Below are 18,465 nucleotides of genomic sequence, written 5' to 3'. Positions count from 1 at the left end.
GCGCCGTTTTTTATTACAGCACGTGTTCGGTGCGGGCGATGATATCGTCCTGGGTATCCGGCGACAGCGCGGTAAAGAATGCCGAATAGCCGGCGACGCGTACCACCAGATCGCGGTAGCGCTCAGGGTGTGCCTTGGCATCGAGCAGGGTATCGCGTGAGATGATGTTGTACTGGATATGCCACCCCTTATGAACCTCAAAGAAGGTGCGCAGCAGCAGCATCAGCTTTTGGCGATCGCGCTCATTCTCTAGCGTTGCAGGGTTGAGCTTCTGGTTCAGCAGCACCCCGCCCAGGATGGCTCGGGTCGGCAGCTTGCCGACCGAGCCCATCACCGCCGTCGGTCCGATACGGTCGGTGCCGGAGGCGGGACTGGCGCCTTCCGCCAGCGGCGTATGGGCCTTACGGCCGTCCGGCGTGGCCAGCGTGGCGGCGCCGAAGGGGACGTTGGCCGAGATCGACGAGGTGCCGGCGTAGTAGCCGCCGCCGACCGGCCCGCGACCGTGACGTGGGTTGCAGTAGTGGGACAGCTCATCAATATAGCCGTCATAGGCCCGCACCAGCAGTGCGTCCACGCTGTCATCGTCGTTGCCGTACTTGGGCGCACCGTTGAGCAGGCGCTGGCGCAGCAGCTCATGCTGCGGGCCGTTAAAGTCCTGCGCCAGCGCGTCGGCCAGATCCTGCTGGCGGATACTGCCCTGCTCAAAGACCAGCTTTTTCACCGCGGCCAGACTGTTGCCCAGGTTGGCGATACCGACCTGTAGGCCAGAGACCCAGTCATATTTGGCCCCGCCCTGTTTGATACTCTTGGCGCGCTCGATACAGTCATCCACCAGTGCGGAGCAGAGAATGTCGTGGGCGTTCTCCTCCAGCACCGTATCAACCACGTATTCGATCTCGATAGATTTGCGCGTGTAGTAGCGGATCTGGTGCTCCCAGGCGGTCATCACCTGCTCGAAATCCGCGAAGTTCCCCTGTGACAGCGCCTGTGGCTGTGGTAGGAAAATGTCGCCGCTGGTGGCGTCGCGTCCCCCCTCTAGCGCCGCCAGCATGACGCGGGCAACGTTGATAAAGCTCATCCCGGTGCAGCGGTAGCCCCATTTTCCCGCCACGGCGGTCTCAATACAGCCGATGGCGGCGTACTGATAGGCATCCTGTGGTGCGACGCCAAGGTCGATAAAGGCCGGAATGACGATCTCATCGTTATTGAACGCCGGCATGCCAAAGCCGCAGCGGATCACCTGAGTACAGGCCTCGAGGAAGTTGTCGCTGATCCCGGCATGGTAGCGTACGCTCAGATTGGGTTGGGTGGAGCGCAGGCGTCCGCAGGACTCCAGAATGGCGTAGGAGAGGGGATTCACCGCATCCTGCGGCGTGCCGTCCACCAGATTCTGACCGCCGATGGTGACGTTCTGGTATAGCGGGCTGCCCGCCGAGGCCTTGGAATGGGTGCCGGAACGGATCTTGTTGACCTCCAGCAGCTTCAGCCAGCAGCTTTGCAGCAGCTCAATGGCCTGCTCGCGGCTGAGGCGATGCTCCAGCTCGACATCGCGGCGATACCAGGGGTAGAGATACTGATCCATGCGGCCAAAGGAGACGGAGTGGCCGTTCGATTCGATCTGCAGCAGCAGCTGGATAAAGTAGCACAGCTGCAGCGCCTGCCAGAAGCTCTGCGGTGGTCGGTGGGCGATGTGTTCACAGCCGTCGGCGATGGTGAGCAGCTCGCTGCGCCGTTCGGCCCGCGGCTCATCGACGACCATGCGTCGGGCCAGGGCGGCGAAACGCAGGCAGTGCTGGCTAACCGCCTCGAGCGTGATATCGACGGCCTTGAGGAACTGTTCGCCGTGCAGATCGTCCAGCTGCGTCAGATCGATGCGACGACGACGCGCGGCAACCCGCTCGCGCAGCCCATCTAGACCGATCTCCAGCAGCAGCGGATAGTTGACCGCCAGGTGGGCGTCGCCGGAGGTCATGTTGCCCTCCGCCTTGATGATGCCGCTGGCCAGCAGCGCCTTCTGCTCATCGGTAAACATGCCGTAGCAGCGATCTTGCACGGTTTGCCCGCGCCACCATGGGCAGACGCGGTGCAGAACCGCTTTGTCCTCCTCCGTGACGTTGAAACCGGCGCCGGGGCGATCGGCCAGATCGTCGATCTCCTTCTCGATCCAGCTTACCGTATACTCCGGGAAGATCGGCGCCGCGCGTACCCGGCTGGCCTGATTACCCACGATCAGCTCATCATGGTTAATCCAGATGGTGCGACGGGTCAGGTGCTCCGCCAGCGCCAGCGCGCGGCGTACCGGCACAGGTTTGTCCAGATGACGCTGGTAGGCCTCGGTGTAGTGAACCGCCCGCTCGGTGCAGATCGGCGGCATGACGATATGGATCAGCGCCTCTTTATGCGCCCGGATACGCGCACTCAGGGTGTTCAGCTGCAGTATGGTCATCGTATTATCCTCCCAGAATCACGCTCAGACCGCGCTGGCACGCATACTCGCGCGCCGCATCGAGCAAAGCGGGATCGTTTAGTGGCTGCGCAGGTGCCAGATAAGGCTGACCGAGCAGACGGTATTTATTGCGCCCCAGTGTGTGGTAGGGCAGGAAATGAATCTCGCGGACGGTGAGCGCTGCGGCGGCAAAGTCGACGATCCGGCGGATATCGCCGAGGTTGGCGTTAAAGCCGGGGATCAGCGGCACGCGCAGGATCAGCGTCGCATCTGCGGCGGCCAGGCGCGCCAGATTATCCATAACCCGCCGCGCGCTGCCGCCGGTCCACTCACGGAAGCGCGCTTCATCGACGTGCTTGAGATCCGCTAGGAACAGATTGGTATGGGGCAGCGCCGGGGCGATATAGCGCCAGGGCACATGCAGACAGGTCTCAACGGCGGTGTGGATCCCCGACTGATGACAGCGCCGGAGCAGCGTTTCGGCCAGCGTCGGCTGCATAAAGGGCTCGCCGCCGGAGAGCGTGATGCCGCCGCCGCTGCGTTGATAGAAAGGGCGATCGCGCTCAGCCTGGCGCAGGATCTCATCGACGGGGAGTGCCTCACCGCAGACCGTCAGCGCCTGGCTGGGACAGCACTCGCGCAGGCGCTCAAGGGCGTCGGCATCGGCCCGTTGGCGCCGCAGTGTAAGCCCCTGGCCAGTGCGTATGGCGACCGCGGGGGCGGCCCGCTGGCATAGCGTGCACTCCGCCAGACAGCTGCGTTCGTCATACAGCAGCTGGGGCGTTCGGGTCAGACTCTCTGGATTCTGACACCAGCGGCATGCCAGGGAACAGCCTTTGAGGAAGATCACCGTGCGGATCCCCGGGCCATCGTGGGTGGAGTAACGCTGGATATTAAAGATCATCGTCAAGGCTCCGTTTTCTTCTTATGAAGATTAAATAACTTTCGAATGAAAGTTGATTTGATTTTAATCAATAATTGGAGCGCTTTTCGCCGCTATACTGAACAAAAATTAGCCCTGCGTCACCTTTGATTAAGGACATAAGCATGGAACTCTATCTCGACACAGCCGACGGCGCGGCCGTTCAGCGCCTGGCCCGTCTCCTGCCGCTGGCGGGTGTCACCACCAATCCCAGCATTCTGGCCCGCAGTGGCCTGTCGCCCGCGCAGGCGCTACCGCGCCTGTACGATGCGCTGGGCGGCCGCGGCCGTCTGTTTGCCCAGGTGATGGCGAACGATGCGCAGGGCATGGTGAGCGAGGCGCGCGCGCTACGCGCCATCGTGGACAATCTGGTGGTGAAGGTGCCGGTGACGGCGGAAGGATTAGCAGCAATTAAGTTGTTGAAACAGGAAGGTATTCCTACACTTGGTACCGCGGTATACGGGGCCGGGCAAGGGCTGTTGGCGGCGCTGGCCGGTGCCGACTATATCGCGCCCTACGTTAACCGGCTGGATGCGCAGGGGGGAGATGGGATTCAGACGGTAGAGGCGCTGCAGCGTCTACTGACCCTGCATGCGCCGCAGGCCACGGTGCTGGCCGCCAGCTTCAAGAATGCCCGTCAGGCGCTGGACTGTCTGTTGGCGGGCTGCGGCGCGATTACCCTGCCGGTGGAGGTCGCCGAGCAGTTTATCAGCGCCCCTGCCGTCACGGCCGCGGTTGCCCAGTTTGAGCAGGATTGGCAGGATGCCTTTGGCCGTCGCACGCTGTAATCCCTCCCTTCCGTGTGGACTATCGTCCGCCGCCGCGCGGACGGGAGCCCGCCCTTTAGCGCCTCTGCTTTCCTTTCCCGCCGCGTAGATAATATGGACTAGGCCGTTATACGCGTCGCTTGCGCGCGTGGGCGGGGGGGAGGAAAAGGGACAATATCGTTTACCAACAAAAAAGCCACCTCGTTGAGGGTGGCTTAATCGATTGAATCTAAAGCTAAAATTTGGTGGCCCCTGTTGGGTTTGAACCAACGACCAAGCGATTATGAGTCGCCTGCTCTAACCACTGAGCTAAGGGGCCGAATGGCGAGGATTATAGAGTAAATCAAGGGGGAAGATCCAGTGCTAGCGCAGCGGACGCCGCTTTTTTGAACATGGCTAGCTCGTTGTTATTACGGTAAGATTTCGGGTACGACGAGAATGCAAAGGCGACGTGATGAGCGTGGACATTTTGGCACCCGGGCTACGGGTGGTTTTTTGCGGCATCAACCCGGGGTTGAGCTCGGCCCATACGGGCTACCATTTTGCTAATCCGCATAACCGTTTCTGGTCGGTGATCCATCTGGCGGGCTTTACCGATCGTCAGCTGGCGCCCCAGGAGGAGCGTCATCTACTGGATACCGGCTGTGGGATCACCGCGCTGGTACAGCGCCCGACGGTAACGGCCGCCGAGCTGACGGCCGCGGAGCTGCGCGCCGGGGGGGATGCGCTACAGGCGAAGATCGCGCGCTATCAGCCACAGGCGCTGGCGGTGTTGGGTAAACAGGCCTTTACCCAGGCATTTGGGATTCGCCGCCCCGCCTGGGGACGCCAGGCGTTGGGTATCGGCGATACGATGTTGTGGGTGCTGCCTAACCCCAGCGGCCTGAATCGGGCGACGCTGACTGCGCTGGTAGAGCGTTACCGGGAGCTCTATCTGGCGCTGACGCCGCAGGATAGCTGAGCGGGTTGGCGGGAGCGGGGTGAACGCGCCGCGCGCTGAAAAAGAAAAACCCCGGCCAGCAGACCGGGGTGGGGAAGCGTCGCGTGGCCGAGACGGGTTTAGTCGTCCAGGAAGCTGCGCAGGACTTCAGAGCGGCTTGGGTGGCGCAGCTTGCGCAGCGCCTTGGCTTCGATCTGGCGGATACGCTCACGGGTAACATCGAACTGCTTACCGACCTCTTCCAGGGTGTGGTCGGTATTCATATCGATGCCAAAGCGCATGCGCAGGACTTTCGCCTCGCGGGCGGTCAGCCCGGCCAGCACGTCGCGGGTGGCGGAGCGCAGGCTTTCAGAGGTCGCGGAGTCCAGCGGCAGCTCCAGGGTGGTATCTTCGATAAAGTCACCCAGATGCGAATCTTCATCGTCACCGATCGGCGTTTCCATGGAGATCGGCTCTTTGGCAATCTTCAGCACCTTGCGGATCTTGTCTTCTGGCATCATCATGCGCTCGGCCAGCTCTTCCGGCGTCGGCTCTCGCCCCATCTCCTGCAGCATCTGGCGTGAAATACGGTTGAGCTTATTGATAGTCTCAATCATATGCACCGGGATACGGATGGTGCGCGCCTGATCGGCGATAGAGCGGGTGATCGCCTGACGGATCCACCAGGTCGCGTAGGTGGAGAACTTGTAGCCGCGACGGTATTCAAACTTATCGACCGCCTTCATCAGACCGATGTTGCCCTCCTGGATCAGGTCCAGGAACTGCAGGCCGCGGTTGGTGTACTTTTTGGCGATGGAGATAACCAGACGCAGGTTAGCCTCAACCATCTCTTTCTTCGCACGACGCGCTTTGGCCTCGCCGATGGACATACGACGGTTGATGTCTTTGACCTGTTCAATGGTCAGGCCGGTCTCTTCTTCAATCAGGTGCAGCTTCTGCAGGCTACGCTCAACGTCTTCACGCATATCCTTGAGCTTTTCGCCCCAGGGTTTGCCCATGGCCAGCGCGGCGTCAAACCAGGTGATGCTGGTTTCGTTGCCGGTAAACAGGGTGATGAAGTTCTTCTTCGGCATCTTGCTCTGCTCAACGCACAGCTTCATGATCAGGCGCTCCTGACCACGTACGCGATCCATCATTTCGCGCATGTTGCTGACCAGATAGTCAAACTGCTTCGGCACCAGGCGGAACTGCTTGAAGATTTCAGACAGATTCTGGATCTCTTCCTGCGCCTTACCGCTGCTGCGTCCTTCGGCCTTGATGGCCAGACGGGTTTTTTCGTACTGCTGGCGCAGCTCAACGAATTTTTGACGCGCCAGCTCCGGATCGATGCTGTTGTCATCGTCGCTGTCGTCGTCCTCGTCTTCGTCCTCATCCTCGTCGTCGTCCAGCTCCTCTTCCGGCAGCTCAGAACCCACGTGGGTTGCGGTCGGCGCCATCTCCTCTTCGGCGTTGGGATCGACAAAACCGGTGATCAGGTCGGACAGACGCGCTTCGCTGGCTTCAACACGATCATACTGCTCCAGCAGGTAGGTGATGGCCTCCGGGTATTCGGCGACGGAGCACTGAACCTGGTTGATACCGTCCTCGATACGCTTGGCGATATCGATTTCCCCTTCGCGGGTCAGCAGCTCGACGGTGCCCATTTCACGCATGTACATGCGCACTGGGTCGGTGGTACGGCCAATTTCGGATTCGACGCTGGACAGAACCTGTACCGCCGCCTCTGCGGCGTCTTCGTCGGCAATGTTCTCCGCCAGCATCAGGTCATCGGCATCCGGTGCTTCTTCCATCACCTGGATGCCCATGTCATTAATCATTTGGATGATGTCTTCGATCTGATCGGAGTCGACGATATCTTCCGGCAGATGGTCATTGACCTCAGCATAGGTCAGGTAGCCTTGCTCCTTGCCCTTGGTAACAAGAAGTTTGAGCTGTGACTGCGGGTTTTGCTCCATAAGACGGTATCCACACTTCAGAGTTTGAATTGGTGTTGGTCGGATTATCTATGACCGCCAACGATGCTTAAGGCCCGGATTATCAGGGCCGTACGCGGGTTACTTTCATTCGTCGCCGCTCCCCGGTATTGCGGCATGCAGGGGCTACATCCTGCGTGGTATCGGCAATCAAGCCGCTAAATTTACTATTAAGTTTAGTCACCGCCCTATTAATGCCGACGGTGTTTATTATGCGTTAGTTCTTTTTGGCCAGCGCCTCATTCAGTGAGCGCACCTCTTCGCGCTCCGCAGGCGTTAGCCCGTCGGTTCTGGCTCGGGCGATGAGCTGCTCCAGGCGCTGCTCCAGCACGGCGTCGTACAGACTGCCGAGGGTATCCACGAAGGTTTCGAGCACCATAGGCTCAATAATCATGTGGTTCCACGTTGCTAGCGTTTCAAGCTGTGACGCATATTTATTATCGCGATACAGCTCCAGCAATTGCCCGGTAGTCAGTCCCGGCTGTGCCAGGCAGGTTTCTACCAGCTCGATGAACAGCGGTAGGCCCGGCAACGGGTGCTGGCGTAATCCGTCCAGCGTCGGTACTTCGGCGGCTAACGCCGGGTTTTGTACCAGCAATGCGATAAGTATACGCATAGTCGTTGGTTTTAACCGCGGCGGCTGATAATTCTTTACCGCTTCGCTGCGCCGAGGCAGCAGCTTTTCCAGCTGGCTATCGTCGAGTATTCCCAGCTTCTGTCCCAGCGACTGGCGCAGGTACAGACGCAGCGTCTCGCCGGGTACCTGGCCGATAAGCGGCAGCGCCAGCGCACTCAGCTTGGCCCGGCCATCCGGGGTACTCAAATCGACCTGCGGCAGCAGGCTGTCGAACAGAAAGGTGGACAGGGGATGCGCATCGTTCATTCGCCGTTCGAAGGCCTCGGCCCCCTCTTTGCGGATCAGCGTATCCGGGTCTTCCCCTTCGGGTAAAAACATAAACTTTAGCTGACGGCCGTCGCTCAGGTAGGGCAGTGCGGTCTCCAGCGCGCGCCAGGCGGCCTCGCGCCCGGCGTTATCGCCATCGTAACAGCACACGACGCTGTCGGTATGGCGGAACAACAGTTGGATATGCTCGGCGGTCGTGGAGGTTCCCAGCGATGCCACCGCATAGTTGACGCCATACTGCGCCAGCGCGATGACGTCCATATAACCTTCGACGACCAGCAGACGCTCCGGCTGTGCGGCGTGCTGCAGCGCCTCATACAGGCCAAACAGCTGGCGGCCTTTATGGAAAATCTCCGTTTCGGGCGAGTTCAGGTATTTCGGCGTGCCGCTGCCCAGAACCCGACCACCAAAGGCGATCACCCGCCCGCGTTTGTCACGGATGGGGATCATGATACGGTCACGGAAGCGATCGTAGCTACGACCGTTCTCGTTATTCACCAGCATCCCGGCATCGTTGAGCGCCGTACGACCGCCCGCGTCGCGGCCAAAGCGTTTCAGGGCGTTGTCCCAGCCCTGCGGCGCGTAGCCGATGGCAAAGCTATCCATAATGGCCTGGCTCATGCCGCGCCCGGTCAGATATTGCTGCGCCTGCGTTGCGCCCGGCTGACGCAGGGACTGCTGATAGTAGCCGCACAGGCCATCCATCAGCTGATACAGGTTCTGGCGCTGATGCCGCTCCATCTGGCTCGGCCCGCTGCCGGACTCATAGGGCACTTCCAGCCCCGCCATGGTCGCCAGCTCTTCTATGCTTTCGACAAACTCAAGCCGATCATAGTTCATCAAAAAATCAATGGCGTTGCCGTGGGCACCGCAGCCGAAGCAGTGGTAAAACTGTTTGTCCGCGTTAACGGTAAACGAGGGCGTTTTTTCTGAGTGGAATGGACAGCAGGCGTGGTAGTTCTTCCCCTGCTTCTTAAGTTTCACACGCGCATCAACCAGCTCGACAATATCGGTACGAGCCAACAGATCGTTGATAAATACGCGTGGGATTCGTCCAGCCATAAGCCCTTTACAGTGGTTGTCCGCCGTCGGCGCTGAGAGGGCGACAGGCAAACAGTTTTACAGCCTCTAAACGAGAACAAGCCGCGCTTTCCTTTCGGAAGGCACGGCCTTCGTATGTCATTGCCCGTGCGATACAAACAACGACATGGTCTGTGACCTGGATTCGGCGGGGAAAACCCCGGTCAAATTAGTACAGACGAGTACGGCGTGCGTTTTCGCGAGCCAGTTTCTTGGCGTGACGTTTAACAGCAGACGCTTTAGCGCGCTTACGTTCGGTGGTCGGTTTTTCATAGAATTCACGACGACGAACTTCAGCCAGGATGCCTGCTTTCTCGCAGGAACGTTTGAAGCGACGCAGAGCTACGTCGAACGGCTCGTTTTCACGTACTTTAATTACCGGCATGTGCCTCTCACCTCGATAAAAATCGGTATTTTCGCTGGCCATGCGCCAGCTGTTCAAAAATGGTGCGGAATTTTAATCCGAACAGCACCCGCTTGTAAAGCGCTGTCTCATCCTTCAACGGCGATGGGCCGCAGTAAGAAAGCGAAGTAGTATAGCAGAATTGTGCTATTATGCGCCACTTTGAGTTGTACTGAACGTGTTGTTGGAGCCGCCATGCGTATTCTTGGGATCGAAACCTCCTGTGATGAAACCGGTATCGCCATTTACGACGATGAAAAAGGGATCCTGGCCAATCAGCTGTATAGCCAGATTAAGCTGCATGCTGACTATGGCGGCGTGGTTCCGGAGTTAGCGTCGCGTGACCATGTGCGGAAGACCGTGCCGCTGATTCAGGCGGCGCTGCGTGAGGCGGATCTGACCCCGGCGGATTTGGATGGCGTGGCCTATACCGCCGGTCCGGGGCTGGTCGGGGCGCTGCTGGTCGGGGCGACAGTCGGTCGGTCGCTGGCGTTTGCCTGGGGCGTGCCGGCGGTGCCGGTACACCACATGGAGGGGCATCTGCTGGCGCCGATGCTGGAGGAGAATCCTCCGGCGTTTCCGTTTGTCGCGCTGCTGGTCTCCGGCGGCCATACCCAGCTTATCAGCGTCACCGGCATCGGCGAGTATCGCCTGCTGGGCGAGTCGATTGACGACGCCGCAGGGGAGGCCTTTGACAAGACGGCTAAGCTGCTGGGGCTAGACTATCCCGGTGGGCCGGTTCTCTCCAGGATGGCGCAGCAGGGCGTGCCGGGGCGCTTCGTGTTTCCGCGTCCGATGACCGATCGCCCGGGGCTGGACCTCAGCTTCTCCGGTCTGAAGACCTTTGCCGCCAATACGATTCACGCCAACGGCGATGACGCGCAAACCCGCGCCGATATTGCGCGTGCCTTTGAAGATGCGGTGGTAGATACGCTGGCGATCAAGTGCCGCCGTGCGCTGGATCAGACCGGGTTTCAGCGCCTGGTGATGGCCGGCGGCGTGAGCGCAAACCGTGCGCTGCGCGGGCGTCTGGCGCAGATGATGCAGCAGCGCGGTGGCGCGGTGTTCTACGCCCGTCCGGAGTTCTGCACCGATAACGGCGCGATGATCGCCTATGCCGGCATGGTGCGTCTGAAGAGCGGCGTCGATGCCGATCTGTCTATTCGCGTACGTCCGCGCTGGCCGCTGGCGGAGCTGCCGCCGGCGGCGGTCGGCGGTTAACGCTCCGCGGCGTTCGCGTATTCAGCGCGGCGTTGGCGGTTCGTCATCGCGGGGAGGCGTAGGCGTGGCCTGCCCCTCGCTATCCTGGGCGTCTTTGGCGCCCTTTTTCTTCCAGATTTTTCCCTCTTTCCCACGCCACAGACGCTGGATATTGTCGTGGTGACGCACCAAAATCAGGCAGGAGAGCATGGCCACCGGGAAGGTAAACTGCGGCTTAAACCACCAGACGTAGAAGGGGGCGATCAGCGCGCTGACGATGGCGCCAAGCGAGGAGTATCCGCTCAATAGCACGGTCAGCAGCCAGGTGCCGATCATCAGCCCGGTCAGATCCCAGCCGATGGGGGCGATGGCGCCAAAGGCGGTCGCGACGCCTTTACCGCCGCGGAAGCGAAAGAATACCGGGTAAATATGGCCCAGGCAGGCCGCGATGGCCGTCAGGCCGAGGTAAAAGGGGGACACCTCTAGCTTATAGGCCAGCCAGACCGGGATCATCCCCTTAAGCACATCGAAGATCAGCACGGCGGCGGCTAAGCGGCCGCCGATGCGCAGCACGTTGGTTGCTCCGGGATTACCAGAACCATTTTCCCTTGGGTCGGGGAGTCCGGCCGTTTTGCAAACCAGAATGGCGCTGGAGATGGAGCCGCACAGGTAGGCGAAAATGATCATGCCTAACGCAGTCGCACTCATGGATTCATCTCCGTCTTGAGTAAAAGAGAAATCAGGGTGTTGAGCCGCCGTACGCCCGCTGACCGGTCACCCGTGCCGCAGGATGGATTAGTGCGCGACAGCGTCGGATATCTGTGGATAATACGCACATTCTACAAGAAGTGGTATCCGAAGCAGGCTAAAAAACGAGAATCGCGTGATGGACATCGTATTTATCGAAGGGTTGACCGTCGTCACCACTATCGGGGTATTTGAGTGGGAACAGACGATCCGTCAGAGGCTGGTATTTGACGTCGAGCTGGGCTGGGATAACCGCCGCGCCGCACAGAGCGACGACGTGGCGCACTGCCTGAGCTATGCCGAGGTGAGTGAGGCTATCCTACAGCACGTAGAGCCGAATCGCTTTGCCCTGGTCGAGCGGGTGGCCGAAGAGGTTGCCGCCCTATTGATGGCGCGCTTTAACAGCCCCTGGGTTCGCCTGCGGGTGAGCAAGCCGGGCGCGGTCGCCCAGGCGCACAGCGTCGGGGTGGTGATTGAACGCGGTTGCCGCACGGCAGACATCTAACGTTTTACGGCCCACTGGCCGTCTGTACTAAGAAGAGAATGAGAGTATATGGATCTGCATACGCTGCTTAATGCGTTTATTCTGGGCGTCGTCGAGGGATTGACGGAGTTTTTACCGGTCTCCTCCACCGGCCATATGATTATTGTTGGCCACTGGCTGGGCTTTGAAGGGGATAAGGCGAAAACGTTTGAGGTGATTATCCAACTGGGCTCGATCCTGGCGGTGGTGGTGATGTTCTGGCGCCGTCTGTTTGGGCTGATCGGGATCCACTTCGGTCGCCCGGTGGCGCGCGAAGGGCGCGGTCAGGGGCAGCTGACGCTGGGCCATATTGTGCTGGCGATGATCCCGGCGGTGGTGCTGGGGCTGCTGTTCCATGATTTTATCAAGAGTCTGTTTACCCCGTTGACGGTGGCCTATGCCCTGGTGGTGGGCGGTCTGCTGCTGCTGGCCGCTGAATGGCTAAAGCCGGCGCAGGCGTGGGCGGTCGGGCTGGATGACATCACCTATCGTCAGGCGTTTATGATTGGCTGCTTTCAGTGCCTGGCGCTGTGGCCTGGCTTCTCCCGCTCAGGGGCGACGATCTCTGGCGGCATGCTGATGGGCGTGAGCCGCTACGCAGCGTCAGAGTTCTCCTTTCTTCTGGCGGTGCCGATGATGATGGGCGCCAGCGCGCTGGAGCTGTACAAAAGCTTGCCCTATCTGTCGCTGGGCGATCTGCCGATGTTCAGCGTGGGATTTGTTACCGCGTTTGTGGTGGCGCTGATCGCCATCAAGACCTTCCTGAACGTGATAAAGCGGATCTCCTTTGTGCCTTTCGCCATTTATCGCTTTATCGTGGCGGCGGCGGTTTATCTGGTCTTCTGCTGATCTTGCGGGCGGATGCGCCCGCTGCCGTTTTCCCCGCTATTCCGCGTTTAAGGCCGCCTTCTGGGCGGCCTTCCAACTTTTGAGCACCTGTAGGCGCCGCGTCTGTAGCTCTTCGCGGATAGCCGCCCCCTGAAAACCGTCGGCGATGACCTCGCGAACGGCAACCTGGGCGACCCGATGGTAGGCGGCGCACAGATAGTCGGCCTGCGGGTAGGGTTGCGCCTCCAGACCGGTGCGTCCGCGGGCGTCGGCCTCGCTGCACAGAATCATTTGCTGCAGACGCTGGGGACGGCGCCAGACGTCAATGGTGTCGAGCAGCTTGAGCAGCGTCGCGGGGCGAAGGCGCTCCACCGTGTGGATCAGATCGTGATATTCGGCGACCAGCAGCGCCAGATCGCGCACCGGGTTTGGCGTGCGCAGGCGCAGGCACATCTCCCGCACCAGGCGCACGCCTGCCGGCCCATGGCCGTGATGGTGGGGCCAGAAATTGGGATTAGTCAGTCCCTTGCCCACATCGTGGGTCAGCGCGGCAAAGCGCACGGCGACGTCGTCGCTCAGATGGCTGGCCATGGCCAGGGTAAGCAGGGTATGGATGCCGGTGTCGATCTCCGGGTGCCACTTGGCGGGGGCCGGCACCCCGAACAGCCGATCGATCTCCGGGAACAGCACCGCCAGCGCGTCGCAGTCGCGCAGCACCTGGAAATAAACCTGCGGCGCGGGGCCGGACAGCGCTTTCTCCGTCTCTAGCCAGACCCGCTCCGGCGTCAGGTGGGCCAGCTCGCCCCGTTGGCTCATTCGCTGCATCAGCGCCAGAGTCGGTGCGGCGACCTCAAAGCCCAGCGGTGCGAAGCGGGCGGCAAAGCGGGCGACGCGCAGCACGCGCAGCGGATCTTCGACAAAGGCCTCGGAGACGTGGCGCAGCTGACGCTGCTGCAGATCCTGCAGGCCGCCGTAGGGATCGATCAGCTGACCCTCATCGTCTTCCGCCATCGCATTGATGGTCAGATCGCGCCGCAGCAGATCCTGCTCCAGGGTAACGTCCGGAGCGAAATAGGTGCTAAAGCCGGTGTAGCCCTGGCCCGCCTTGCGTTCGGTGCGCGCTAGGGCGTACTCCTCTTTGCTGCGCGGATGCAGAAATACCGGGAAGTCCTTACCGACCTGCTGGTAGCCCTGCGCCAACAGCGCCTGCGGCGTTGCGCCGACGACGACCCAGTCGCGATCCTGAGTGGGAAGCTGTAGATACTTGTCGCGCACGGCGCCACCGACCAGATATGTCTTCACGTGCCTACCTCGGTAGAGAGCCGATTAAATGTTAATCTTATGTTACCGCAAGCGTCCATGGACGGCAATCGGCCGCCCCAGAGAAAAAACGCCGCGGGCGGCGGCGTTGTGGGGGATCAGTTCATCCAGCGCTCTTTCCTGCGCCGGGGCAGCAGGCGCGGTAACAGCAGGCCCAGCAGCAGACCGGCACCGGCGACGCCGCCGCCGTACAGGAACCACTGCAGGATAATGGCCCGCTTTTTGTCATCCAGCTGCGAGTTGAGGGCACCGAGGCTTTTTTGTGCGCTGCCTAGCTGTTGACGCAGCTGCTGATTCTCCGCCTGCAGGCGGGCGATCGCATCGTCGCTGCCGGCAACTTTGTTCTGCATCTCCGCGGTTTTCTGCTGCCACTCGCCGTCGATATGGCTGAGCTTGGCCGTCAGGGCTGAGAGCTGAGCCTCCAGCGCCGGTACGCGCGTGCGCAGACTGGGCTGGTTGCTGAGCTGATCGAGGGGAAGCCAGACGCTGCGCCCTTTGGCATCGCGGATCTGGGCAAACTGGCTCTGTTGATTAATGCCCAGCAGCGTGACCGGATCGCCTGCGTTGATCGTGCCGACGATGCGGTACTGGTTACCCGGCCCGCTGTGTACGTAGGTACTGAGCGCATCGGAAATAAAGCGCTGTTCTTCGGCATGGCTCTGAAAGGCCAGACAGAGGCTGAGCAGGGGCAGGAGTAACCGGCGGAATAGGTGCATGGCGATAATCGGTTCGTTGGTTGAGGGAATTGGGCTGATAGTAAGGGGAAGTATAGGGTGAGGCAATGAAAAATCTTAAAATGAGAACTGTCCGAGCTATTTATCGCGTAGCCCCGGCGTCTGGCGCGGTGGCGGTTATCAAAAAACCGACCGCAGAGGGAGACTCTGCGACCGGTTTACTGTTACTTATTGGCGCGATGGGCAGATAATTAGCCGAAAATCGCCTGCAGCAGATAAAACAGGGCAATGGAGAGCGCGGCTCCCGCGGGCAGGGTCACAATCCATGACGCGACAATGTTACGTACCACGTTAAGGTTCAGCGCCGCAATACCGCGGGCAAAGCCGACGCCCAGCACGGCGCCGACCAGCGTCTGGGTGGTGGAGATCGGCAGGCCGGTACCGGAGGCGATCACTACCGTTGAGGCGGTGGCGAACTGGGCGGCAAAGCCGCGGCTCGGGGTTAGATCGGTAATGCCGGTCCCCACGGTTTCCATGACGCGACGTCCCATCAGCGCCAGACCCACGACGATACCGATACCGCCCAGCGGCAGGATCCACCAGACGATGGGGGAGGTGCCGGCCAGCACGCTCGGCTCGCGCACGATGGCGACGATGGCAGACAGCGGCCCAATGGCGTTGGCGACGTCGTTAGAGCCGTGGGCGAAGGCCATGGCGCAGGCGGTGATAACCATCAGCAGGCTGAATACCCGCTCAACGCCGCGGAAGTGATCCTGCTCGTCTGCGTCGTCGGTAAAGGATTTACGCGACAGGTACAGATAGCCGCCGAGCATGACCAGTAGGGAAACCAGCAGCGAAATCAGCCAGGTCTCGCCGTCCGTCAGGTGCAGGCCGACGTGCTTTAACCCTTTTTTGATGGTGACCAGCGAGATAACCAGCGCGGTCAGGAACATATACACCGGGCCAAAGCGGCGGGCGTTAGCGAAGGGGTTTTCGGTGTTAAAAATCAGCCGCTGGGCGCTGAGGAAAATGCCATAGGCCACCACCCCGGAGATCAGCGGTGTGATGATCCAGCTGCCGACGATCCCCTTTACACCGCCCCATTCGACCGCTTCGGGGCCGACGGATACGCAGGCAAAGCCGATGATGGCGCCGATGATGGAGTGAGTGGTGGAGACAGGCCAGCCCATCAGCGAGGCGACGATCAGCCAGATACCGGCGGCCAGCAGCGAGGCCATCATCCCGAAGACCAGCGTCTGGGGATGACCGGCGAAGGCATTGGTATCGATGATGCCGCTGCGGATGGTTTGGGTGACTTCACCGCCGGCCAGATAGGCGCCGGCGAATTCGAAGATCATGGCGATGACGATCGCCTGACGGATGGTGACGGCGCGGGCGCCAACGGAGGTGCCCATCGCGTTGGCGACGTCGTTGGCGCCGATGCCGATAGCCATCAGCAGGCCAAAGAAGGCCGCCACCATGATTAGTAATGAGCCGTGATTGGCAATGATTTCCATCTATTGTGTCCGGGTGTGGTGATTAACTACGGGCCAGCATCAGTTCCAGTCGGGAACCCACGCGCAGCGCTTTATCGGCAAGGCCGCCGACCCACTCAATGATTTGATAGAGAAACATGATGTCGACGGGGTTGAGCTGGTGCTCAAGGGAGAGCAGAGTCTGGCGTAACAGGATCTGCTGATGGTCGGTATCATCCTCAATATGATCCAGCTCCATCACCATCTGCTCGACCAGATCGGCTTCGCGGCCGCGAAAGCCGGTCTCCAGCAGTTCATCCATCTCGTGAATAACCTTGCTGGAGAGTGCGGTCGCATCCAGGCAGCGCTGTAGGTAGCTTACAAAGTCAGCCTGCATGACGGCGGGGATTTGCAACCGGCGGCCGATGACCCGCCCGGCGATGTCCTTGGCGCGATTGGCCAGACGATCCTGTTGGGTAACCAGCTCCAGCATGTCGCCGCGATCGACCGGCAGAAAAAGACCTCGTGGTAATTTCAGTCGGATTTCGCGCTTCAGCGTGTCAGCCTGCTTTTCCAGATTGGAGATCTGTTCACGGATCTTCTGCGCCTGATCCCACTGCTGCTGCGCGGTGGCGGCAAAGAAGGGAACCAGCAGGCTGCAGCATTCGTGCACGCGGCTGGCGTGCTCTTGAAGCGGTTTGAGCGGAGACTTGGCAAACAAGCCTAAAATAGTATTTACTGGCATCACTCATGCACCTTAAATTGATGGTTTTCTGCGCATAGTTCGTCAGAAAGGTGCGCATGGTAACTGATGTGCCCTGCATTGGACACCGTTTTTACATTTTTTACCGAGCAATGCTGAATACCTCGGTAAAACCTTAATATGACAGAAAAAATGACCGTGGAAATTGAACTGAAATTCATCGCCCTCCCCTCCGCTGTACACGCATTGCCCGCGAGCCTGGCCCGTTGGCCTCTTCAGCATACGCCCGCCCAGACGCTGAGCAATATCTATTATGAGACGGCGTGCCAGACTTTGCGCCGCCATGATATGGGACTGCGGATCCGCGGCGGCGAAGGCGCCTATGAGATGACCCTGAAAACCGCCGGTAGCGACGTCGGCGGCCTGCATCAGCGGCCGGAATACAACGTTGCGCTGGATGCGCCGCAGCTGGATCTCCGCCGCTTTCCGGCGCAGGTGTGGCCGGATGACTGCGATATCGATGCGCTGCAGACGGCGCTGCAGCCGCTGTTCTCGACCGACTTTCAGCGGGAGAGGTGGGTGGTGACGTACCGTGAGAGCCAGATTGAAGTGGCGCTTGATCGGGGCGATATTTGCGCCGAGGGGGTGCGTGAGGCGCTGCATGAAATCGAGCTGGAGCTGCTGCAGGGCGAACGGGGCGATCTGCTCGCTTTTGCCGAACAGTTGCTGACGCTGGATGGGATCCGGATGGGGGCCATGAGTAAGGCCGCCCGTGGCTACCGTCTGGCGGCGGGAAATGCCGCGCTGCGGCGGCGGGCGTTCCCGCTGCTGCGGCCCGCGGCCCGCGCCAGCGTCGAACAGGGCATGTCTGCCGCGTTGGCGCAGATTCTGGCGCACTGGCAATACCACGAAGAGGCCTGGCTGCGGGGAGACGCGGAGTCCCGGGGCGGGATCCAGGAGGCGCTGGCGGCGCTGCGGCAGAGTCTGACCCTCTTCGGCGGCATCGTGCCGCGTAAGGCCAGCGCGGCGCTGCGCGCCGGCCTGAGCGCGCTGGAGGTGCAGATACAGCAGCCGGCGTGCGCGGCGCAGACGCTGTGCTACGGCCGAGACTCCCTGGCCACCCAGTGGGCACTCACTCGCTGGCTAGCCGAGTCCGGCTGGCGATCCTATCTCGATGCAGCGGGAAGCGCCAAGCTGTCCGGCTCGTTCAAGCGCTTTGCCGACATCATGCTGGGACGCTGCGGTGCTGAACTGAAGGCGCTGTTTGCCCAGGTACGCCATCCTCAGGAGTATCAGGACAAACTGCCGCGTCTGCAGCATCAGATTCTGGCGATACGCCTGCTGGGCGGCGCGTATGGCGAGGCGGCGGTAGACGACTACCTGGCGCCGTGGCAGACGCTGGCGCATGCCATTGCCCATTCCGCCGCGGCGACACCGGAGGCCGCCTGCGCACAGGCGTTGCATCAGCCGGCCTTTTGGCGCAACGGCGCGCATTAATTCGGTGATATCCCGCCGCGCGCGGGCGACGGTCTAACCCAGGCGGCTTTGGCGCCGCCGCAT

General features: G+C 60.8%; 16 protein-coding genes and 1 tRNA gene. 6 read left to right on the top strand and 11 right to left on the bottom strand.

All coding sequences use genetic code 11. From position 1 onward, the window contains the following. Positions 1 to 13 precede the first annotated feature (13 nt). Positions 14 to 2,446, bottom strand: coding sequence for a formate C-acetyltransferase/glycerol dehydratase family glycyl radical enzyme (locus QY76_RS00660; RefSeq protein ID WP_045425361.1), 2,433 nt, complete (start codon positions 2,444 to 2,446; stop codon positions 14 to 16). A 4-nt stretch (positions 2,447 to 2,450) separates the two neighbouring features. Then, positions 2,451 to 3,350, bottom strand: a complete 900-nt coding sequence (locus tag QY76_RS00655; protein WP_034162841.1) for a glycyl-radical enzyme activating protein — start codon at positions 3,348 to 3,350, stop codon at positions 2,451 to 2,453. A gap of 143 nt (positions 3,351 to 3,493) precedes the next feature. Between QY76_RS00655 and fsa the strand changes: the two genes are divergently transcribed. Beyond that, on the top strand, positions 3,494 to 4,156 hold the full coding sequence (gene fsa / locus QY76_RS00650) for a fructose-6-phosphate aldolase (protein WP_034162840.1): 663 nt from the start codon (positions 3,494 to 3,496) through the stop codon (positions 4,154 to 4,156). 222 nt (positions 4,157 to 4,378) lie between these two features. Here the strand turns inward: fsa and QY76_RS00645 are convergent. Continuing rightward, positions 4,379 to 4,454 (bottom strand) — tRNA-Ile (locus tag QY76_RS00645). Positions 4,455 to 4,589: 135 nt separating this feature from the next. Here QY76_RS00645 and mug point away from each other — a divergent pair. Continuing rightward, positions 4,590 to 5,096 carry a G/U mismatch-specific DNA glycosylase gene (gene mug, locus QY76_RS00640; RefSeq protein ID WP_045425358.1) on the top strand — a complete coding sequence of 169 codons (507 nt, stop codon included), beginning with the start codon at positions 4,590 to 4,592 and terminating at the stop codon, positions 5,094 to 5,096. A gap of 98 nt (positions 5,097 to 5,194) precedes the next feature. Here the strand turns inward: mug and rpoD are convergent, their stop codons facing one another. The 3 genes from rpoD to rpsU all read right to left on the bottom strand — a co-directional run bounded on the left by rpoD (position 5,195) and on the right by rpsU (position 9,417). Continuing rightward, positions 5,195 to 7,030, bottom strand: coding sequence for an RNA polymerase sigma factor RpoD (rpoD, locus tag QY76_RS00635; RefSeq protein ID WP_034162838.1), 1,836 nt, complete (start codon positions 7,028 to 7,030; stop codon positions 5,195 to 5,197). Positions 7,031 to 7,265: 235 nt separating this feature from the next. Then, positions 7,266 to 9,014, bottom strand: coding sequence for a DNA primase (dnaG, locus tag QY76_RS00630; RefSeq protein WP_045425355.1), 1,749 nt, complete (start codon positions 9,012 to 9,014; stop codon positions 7,266 to 7,268). Positions 9,015 to 9,201: 187 nt separating this feature from the next. Next, positions 9,202 to 9,417: a 30S ribosomal protein S21 gene (gene rpsU, locus QY76_RS17475; RefSeq protein WP_005295814.1), complete on the bottom strand. Its 216-nt coding sequence runs from the start codon at positions 9,415 to 9,417 to the stop codon at positions 9,202 to 9,204. 213 nt (positions 9,418 to 9,630) lie between these two features. Here rpsU and tsaD point away from each other — a divergent pair, with 213 nt between their 5' ends. Further along, entirely contained in the window at positions 9,631 to 10,656 is a 1,026-nt protein-coding gene (tsaD, locus tag QY76_RS00620) for a tRNA (adenosine(37)-N6)-threonylcarbamoyltransferase complex transferase subunit TsaD (protein ID WP_045425352.1), read from the top strand. A 21-nt stretch (positions 10,657 to 10,677) separates the two neighbouring features. On the opposite strand, the gene plsY is transcribed toward tsaD, so the two are convergent. Next, positions 10,678 to 11,343, bottom strand: coding sequence for a glycerol-3-phosphate 1-O-acyltransferase PlsY (gene plsY / locus QY76_RS00615; protein ID WP_045425348.1), 666 nt, complete (start codon positions 11,341 to 11,343; stop codon positions 10,678 to 10,680). Between the two features lie 178 nt (positions 11,344 to 11,521). On the opposite strand from plsY, the gene folB reads away from it, so the two are divergent. Both folB and bacA read left to right on the top strand, forming a co-directional pair. After that, positions 11,522 to 11,887 (top strand): bifunctional dihydroneopterin aldolase/7,8-dihydroneopterin epimerase, encoded by a 366-nt coding sequence (gene folB / locus QY76_RS00610; protein WP_034162833.1) that lies wholly within the window; start codon positions 11,522 to 11,524, stop codon positions 11,885 to 11,887. A 48-nt stretch (positions 11,888 to 11,935) separates the two neighbouring features. Next, positions 11,936 to 12,754, top strand: a complete 819-nt coding sequence (bacA, locus tag QY76_RS00605) for an undecaprenyl-diphosphate phosphatase (protein ID WP_045425345.1) — start codon at positions 11,936 to 11,938, stop codon at positions 12,752 to 12,754. Positions 12,755 to 12,790: 36 nt separating this feature from the next. On the opposite strand, the gene QY76_RS00600 is transcribed toward bacA, so the two are convergent. The 4 genes from QY76_RS00600 to QY76_RS00585 all read right to left on the bottom strand — a co-directional run bounded on the left by QY76_RS00600 (position 12,791) and on the right by QY76_RS00585 (position 16,947). Beyond that, the gene (locus QY76_RS00600) at positions 12,791 to 14,035 is read right to left on the bottom strand and encodes a multifunctional CCA addition/repair protein (protein ID WP_045425341.1); all 1,245 of its coding nucleotides are present in this window, start codon (positions 14,033 to 14,035) and stop codon (positions 12,791 to 12,793) included. A 116-nt stretch (positions 14,036 to 14,151) separates the two neighbouring features. Next, positions 14,152 to 14,769: a TIGR04211 family SH3 domain-containing protein gene (locus QY76_RS00595; RefSeq protein ID WP_034162829.1), complete on the bottom strand. Its 618-nt coding sequence runs from the start codon at positions 14,767 to 14,769 to the stop codon at positions 14,152 to 14,154. A gap of 209 nt (positions 14,770 to 14,978) precedes the next feature. After that, complete coding sequence (locus tag QY76_RS00590) at positions 14,979 to 16,244, bottom strand: inorganic phosphate transporter (protein ID WP_034162828.1); 1,266 nt, start codon at positions 16,242 to 16,244, stop codon at positions 14,979 to 14,981. Positions 16,245 to 16,266: 22 nt separating this feature from the next. Continuing rightward, positions 16,267 to 16,947: a TIGR00153 family protein gene (locus tag QY76_RS00585; protein WP_034162826.1), complete on the bottom strand. Its 681-nt coding sequence runs from the start codon at positions 16,945 to 16,947 to the stop codon at positions 16,267 to 16,269. A 150-nt stretch (positions 16,948 to 17,097) separates the two neighbouring features. Between QY76_RS00585 and QY76_RS00580 the strand changes: the two genes are divergently transcribed. After that, on the top strand, positions 17,098 to 18,402 hold the full coding sequence (locus QY76_RS00580) for an inorganic triphosphatase (protein ID WP_117026482.1): 1,305 nt from the start codon (positions 17,098 to 17,100) through the stop codon (positions 18,400 to 18,402). Positions 18,403 to 18,465: the final 63 nt, after the last annotated feature.

This window comes from Edwardsiella sp. EA181011 (genome assembly GCF_000800725.1).
Classification (GTDB): Bacteria; Pseudomonadota; Gammaproteobacteria; order Enterobacterales; family Enterobacteriaceae; genus Edwardsiella; species Edwardsiella anguillarum.
The sequence above is the reverse complement of the archived record's forward strand: the minus strand, read 5'-3'. Positions and strand labels throughout refer to the sequence as shown.

Excerpts from the sequence above, each read along its gene's own strand:
- QY76_RS00595 (WP_034162829.1), bottom strand. The coding sequence starts at position 14,769 with ATGCACCTATTCCGCCGGTTACTCCTGCCCCTGCTCAGCCTCTGTCTG.
- dnaG (WP_045425355.1), bottom strand. The coding sequence starts at position 9,014 with ATGGCTGGACGAATCCCACGCGTATTTATCAACGATCTGTTGGCTCGT.
- folB (WP_034162833.1), top strand. The coding sequence starts at position 11,522 with ATGGACATCGTATTTATCGAAGGGTTGACCGTCGTCACCACTATCGGG.
- plsY (WP_045425348.1), bottom strand. The coding sequence starts at position 11,343 with ATGAGTGCGACTGCGTTAGGCATGATCATTTTCGCCTACCTGTGCGGC.
- rpsU (WP_005295814.1), bottom strand. The coding sequence starts at position 9,417 with ATGCCGGTAATTAAAGTACGTGAAAACGAGCCGTTCGACGTAGCTCTG.
- QY76_RS00660 (WP_045425361.1), bottom strand. The coding sequence starts at position 2,446 with ATGACCATACTGCAGCTGAACACCCTGAGTGCGCGTATCCGGGCGCAT.
- mug (WP_045425358.1), top strand. The coding sequence starts at position 4,590 with ATGAGCGTGGACATTTTGGCACCCGGGCTACGGGTGGTTTTTTGCGGC.
- QY76_RS00580 (WP_117026482.1), top strand. The coding sequence starts at position 17,098 with ATGACCGTGGAAATTGAACTGAAATTCATCGCCCTCCCCTCCGCTGTA.
- QY76_RS00590 (WP_034162828.1), bottom strand. The coding sequence starts at position 16,244 with ATGGAAATCATTGCCAATCACGGCTCATTACTAATCATGGTGGCGGCC.
- tsaD (WP_045425352.1), top strand. The coding sequence starts at position 9,631 with ATGCGTATTCTTGGGATCGAAACCTCCTGTGATGAAACCGGTATCGCC.
- bacA (WP_045425345.1), top strand. The coding sequence starts at position 11,936 with ATGGATCTGCATACGCTGCTTAATGCGTTTATTCTGGGCGTCGTCGAG.
- QY76_RS00655 (WP_034162841.1), bottom strand. The coding sequence starts at position 3,350 with ATGATCTTTAATATCCAGCGTTACTCCACCCACGATGGCCCGGGGATC.
- fsa (WP_034162840.1), top strand. The coding sequence starts at position 3,494 with ATGGAACTCTATCTCGACACAGCCGACGGCGCGGCCGTTCAGCGCCTG.
- QY76_RS00585 (WP_034162826.1), bottom strand. The coding sequence starts at position 16,947 with ATGCCAGTAAATACTATTTTAGGCTTGTTTGCCAAGTCTCCGCTCAAA.
- rpoD (WP_034162838.1), bottom strand. The coding sequence starts at position 7,030 with ATGGAGCAAAACCCGCAGTCACAGCTCAAACTTCTTGTTACCAAGGGC.